Genomic DNA, 5,434 nt, shown 5'->3' on the forward strand with positions numbered 1-5,434 from the left:
CAGTTCCGTGCTCCAGAAATCGCGCATGGCCCGCACCTGCTCCTGCTTCGTTTTGTTTTTCATCGAGGTCAGCACCTTCTTGAAGCGCGGCGAGTTGTCGATGCTCTGGATGTAGGCCTGCTTCTGCAAGTACATGATCTCGGCGTCCTCGATGGCCGCCGGGGCCGCATTGAGGCCCAACCGCTCGATCTTCTCAAGGGCTTTTTCCACGACGCCCGGGGCACAAGCCCCATCGACGCGCACCTCCAGTTCCCCCGCCGCCGCGAAAATGTCGCCATTGCCCGCCCATGGGCGATAGACCGCCGTGACGCCGTCCTCGAATTCGATCTCGAACTGCGTGCCGTCGACCATCGACCGCCCAAAGACCGCCGACAGATCGCGCTCTGTTCCGTCGGTGATGATCTCGCCCGCCGTATTGGTGCGCTTCTGCATCAGCACCTTGCCCTTGCGAACGACCATGTCCTTGGGCTTCGGGATGTTCGGAACCGTCGCCCGTTCCGGCAGGGTGCGCCTGACGTATTGCGTGAACTTGGGAAGCTTCGAGACGCCCGCCTTTCCGCTCTTCACGGCTTCAACCGTCTTTTGCATCTCGCGTAGAGCATCCAGATATTGCTCGGCCATCTTCGCCACTTCCGGATCGCTCTGCGCCGCTTGCATCACCAGGCGCTCCCAGTGCGACATGGCCTTCTCAATCTTTTGATCGCTGAAAACCTTGTCGCCCATGTGGTGGTTGGCGCTTTTCACGGCGGCCAGGATGTCATCGTAGAATTCATCTTCCGGCAGCGGCGCCCCGATCTGCGGCAGAATCGTTTTCTTGCCCGGCGGCCCCGCTTTGCCGATGGCCTCGAGGATTTTGTCCTCGTGCTCGGGCCGCACCTTGATCTGCACGACGGTCTGCTTGCCGGTGACCTTCGATCCCTTCTTCACCGTCTGCTGGAAGACGAGCGCGTTCTGGTCCTCGATCTGGTCCACGTCGATGGGGATGGATTTGCCCTGCCAACCCGCCTCGGCCGCGTCCTGGACCATCCGTTCTTCGAATTGGCCGAGGCGCGCCACACCCTTTTTCGCGGCCTTCGCGTCGAACGAGAAACCCGGCAGCCCGCGCTTCTTGGCGAGCTTGTCGTAAAACGTCTCGAAGTCGCGCCGGACATTATGCTTGCGGTCGAGCGCCATATTGTAAAAAACATTTTGCTTGGCCTTCTGTGAGAATCGCCGCTCCGCATACGGAGTCAGCAGATCGAGGAACTGGTCGTCGGGAATCGCCTCGACGCGCTCGATGTAGGTGAGCGTCGCCTGCAGGTTCATGTCGACGCGCTTTTCCGAAAAGGCGCGCATGACCGTGTTGTAATACGGTTCGGAAGCGCCGTGGGCGGCGTTCGGATGGTACGCGATGTCGAGCGCGTCGTCGCCCAGGAACTTGTACAACTGCCCCTTGTCGATCCCGTAGAGATGGCCGTCCGTTCCGCGCAGGAAGTTCTCCCAGTGGCCATCGTGATTTGAGATCAGCCAGTCGATCACGTGCTCGCGCTGAACCTGCTCCACTTCTGCGGGCAGCAGGTCCTTCGGGTCGATACCCTTGAAGTCCTTCTGCGCCTTGAGTTTCGGCACCATCCGCTGGATCGAGCCGGTCTCGCCGTCCAGTTCGATCAGCCGGACCTCGACCGCGTCCGGATCGACCAGGCGGCCGATGCGATAGGCGACCTCGTCGCCGTGGGCGCGGAAATCCTCAGAGATCGGTTTGAAGAGCCATTTGTTCCCCTGGTCGTCGTCGTAAATGAACTTGCGATGCGCGCCGCCGAGTTCGTTTCTCACTTCGCGGCGATTCTTGAACGGCTTCTTCGCGTTGATCTGTTCCCACCGCGCATCCACATCTCGGAAGTGCTCGTCGGCGGGAACAAGCTTCGTCGGGTCCTTCGGTGGGAGCGGCGTCTCCGGGATCTCCACCGGCTTCGGCGGTTGTGCAGCGGGCTTCTGGGCCGGGGCCGGTTTCGGCTTTTCCGGCGCGACTTCCGACGTCGGCGTCTTTGCCTTTTTGCCGCCATGCTTCTCGGCCCACTTCGCCCATTTCGCTTCAACCGAGGCATCGACTTTCGCCAGTTGCGCATCGTCGAACATCGAGAACCGCGCGACCAGTTCGTCTTTTGTGTGCCACTGGTAATGCTTGAGCTTGGTCTGCTGGGCGAGCTTCTTCAGATCGTCCAGCGACATATTCTTGACCTTCGTTTCCCAGGCCGTGACTTTTTGCGCGAGGGATTCCGAGAGCGAACCCACCTCACCGGCGGCGATAAAATCCGCGTGCTGGGTGTAGGCCTGCGCCGCCTTCTTCGCCGAATCGAGGAACGTCTGAAACTGCGCCGGATCGTCGGGCATCACGACCGCGTCGATGGCCTGGACCAGTTCCGTTTTGTGCTTGGCCGCTTCCTCGACCGCCTGCACCGCCTTTTTGTCGATGGAGAGGGCTTTTTGCAGATCGGAAACCAGCATCTCCTTGGGCTTGAGCTTGCCGATCCCGAACTGCTTGATCTTGGCTTCGAGTTCCTGGCCCTTGAGCATGAAGTGCGGCTTCGCGGGATTGGGTTCGAGCTTCTCCAGTTCCGCGATGAACTGCGATTTCGTCTTGGCGATGGAGATGCCATGCTTCTTCGCTTCGTCCTGAAGTTGCTGCACGGTCATCGACGAGAAATCCGGAAGCGCGGCCGCCTCTTGGATAATCGCCGCGTGCGCCGAGTCGAACTGCTTGAGAATCGCTATCAGGTCGTCCTTCGTGCAGGTTTTGCCGATGCCCTGCTTGGCAACCTCGGCCATGATGTCCTTGGTCGCCCAGGTCGAATAATCGATGGATGTATTCTGCTGTCCCAGCAGCTTGATGAAGTCGGCCTTGGTCCGGTAGATCGAAATGCCGCGCTTTTTGCACTCTTCCTGCAGCGGCTTGATACCGAGCGTTTCGTATTGGCCCTGCTTGACCGCCTTGTTGACCTGCGCCTGCTCGACCTTCTGCGCGACCGAGGCGTCATGCACCTGCGTCGGCGACATGAGGCACGACCCCTGGGAATCGGCGGGACCGGCCATCGCAGTCAGTTTCAATGAGTCGGTGCTGCACACCCGCAGGGGCATTGCCGATACACAACATCTGCAGGCCGGGTGACGTGGAATCGGCGGCATCTTGTCGACGGGAAAGACTTTTCCATCGAGTTCCGAGCAAATCGGACAGAGGCGTTCGTCATGCGCGACCATCCACCGAACCTCGCGCACGCCCACGGTGTCGTAAAACTTGAGCCGCCCCTGGTTGTGGGCCCGCAGGATTTCCGTCCGGGCGATCAGTTCGATACGCTGCTGCGCCGTAGCGAAAACGGTCTTGCCCGCCTGCTTGAACGCTTCCTTGTCCAGGATCACCGAACCGATGTTCTTGGCGATGTTGGGGATGGAGAGGCCCGCCGCGATCCCGACCGTCAGCGAGTTCTTGATACCGGTCAGCAGATCCGTGGAGACCTGCCCGGCAAGTTGGACATCGAAGCGCACGAGGAAATCGAGCGCGCTTTTGTCCATGAGCGAGAAGGCGTCCTTCGCCAGTCGCTTCGCGGATTCGTCGGTGAGCGCGTCATACCCCGGCAGGCCGTGGACCTTGAGTTCCATCGCGCCCTGCGACATGCCCTCGAGGTGGGATTCCTTCGCGGCTACTTTCAGCGCGAGCGTATGCTCGGCCTTCAGACCCTTGATCGTGCCGTCGAGCCGATCGGTGAGCGCGGCGAGCCGGATCTGGTTGATCTTCTGCCCGGGTGTGAGCGCGCCCAGATCGGCATACCGGAGCAAATCCGCCTTGACCCGCTTCTCGGCCTCGCGTAACGACCCGACGAGCGCCGCGACCTGCTGCTCCGTGTACAGATCGCGGGCCGCGAACGAAGCCGCAACGCTATTTTGGATTCGCTCGGCCTGGTCGAGGGCGACGGCCAGCATTTAGACCGCCGCGTTACGATGGAACCGGCACGCCGGATCGAATAGAGACGCCTCGCGCTCCAGCACGCGGCAGTGATTCGCCTCTTCGTCGAAGTGCAGGCACTCGCTGCAGGTCTCGCCCGATGCGCGGGTCTTGGCCGCCGCGTCAGCGTACATGGCCTGGACCGCCTGTTGCTCGTCCTGCTGAATTGATTTCTCCTCGGCGGCTTCTTCCAATCCCAGCAGTTTGCGCGCCGACGCGGGACTCATGATCGCCAGCTGCACGAGCGCCGTGACATCCTTGATGTCCCAGTTCATGTCGACCAGGCGCTGCTCTTTCGTGCGGTTGGCCGACTCGACATCGGGGTTCAAATCCATTTTCGACTGCAGGGTGTTCTTGGAAATGAGGTTGCGGTCGTACAAATCAATCAACAACCGCTTCTGGTCCACCTCGCTCGTGAGGTCCATGTCCGAGAACTCGTAATCGACGTCGGCGTCGATGCCCTTGAGTTCCATCCACTCGTAGAAAACCCAATCCAGAATCCGCCGCGCGGCCTGTTTGATTTCCTTGAGCATGATCACCATTTTCTGCATCGAGACCGAGGCCGTGGCGAAATTCGGGCCGTCGCCGGTGATGATGGACCGCGCCATGCCGAGCGCCACGAGGATGTCCTCCTTCACCTCCTTGATCTTTGTCTCGGTGTTGAGCACGTGCCCCTCGGTTCCGTAGGTTTCCGCCTTCACGTAGAACGGGACGACGAGGCCGCTTTTCAGATCCATCTTGTCGATCTCGTTGCGAACCGTCTCCAGCATCTTCTGACTCGGCATGATGACCTTGTCGCCGAACTGCCCGCCCACCTGGATAAAGCGCAGCGGCGTGGTCCAGCGCAGGGCGATGGCGCGCTCGGCTTTGCGGAAATCCCGCAGCAGTTCGATGGACTCGAACGCGGGAAGCACGATGCTGTTGCCGCGCGGGGAAAATTCCGGCGCGTTCCATTTGAGGTGCAGCATCTGGTCGAGGGCGAGCGACACGCCGTCGTCAGCAGTATCGAACGTGCCGTCGGCCAGCTGTCGCCGCTGCCGCGCCTCGGTCAGCACGCCGCCCACGAACTTGAGCTTCACGCTGATCGGATTGACGCACACGACTTTGTCCAGGTCGTCGCCCTCGGCGGTTCGTTTGAGATACCCGGTGCAGTCGCCCTTCACGAGCAGCTGGAGGATCATGTCCCTCACGAAGTTGTTCAGTTCGAGGCGGTAGAACAGATCCCGCGCCTGGTCCTGTGTTCCCTCGTCCTCGCTCGATGCGCCGACCTCGTCGCCCAGGGCGAAGACGCGCCACGAGTTGATCGCGTTCGAGACAATGGGTTCCTCGAGATAGAACTCCCACGCCTTGGCCGCGCGCTCGTGCCACTCGGCGGGGATGGAGTCCTTGACGCCGTGCTTCTCGAACACGTTGCCCGCGAGCGACGCCGCCGATCCCATGCGCGTCGGGTCGAGGATG

General features: G+C 61.1%; 2 protein-coding genes. Both read right to left on the reverse strand.

The window, feature by feature from the left end:
• A partial coding sequence (locus K8I61_01695) for a minor capsid protein (protein ID MBZ0270720.1) occupies positions 1-3,954 on the reverse strand: 3,954 nt, incomplete at its 3' end.
• Positions 3,955-5,434 (reverse strand): hypothetical protein (locus K8I61_01700; GenBank protein MBZ0270721.1); only part of this gene is annotated, 1,480 nt, incomplete at its 5' end.

Source organism: bacterium (assembly GCA_019912885.1).
Classification (GTDB): domain Bacteria; phylum Lernaellota; class Lernaellaia; order JACKCT01; family JACKCT01; genus JAIOHV01.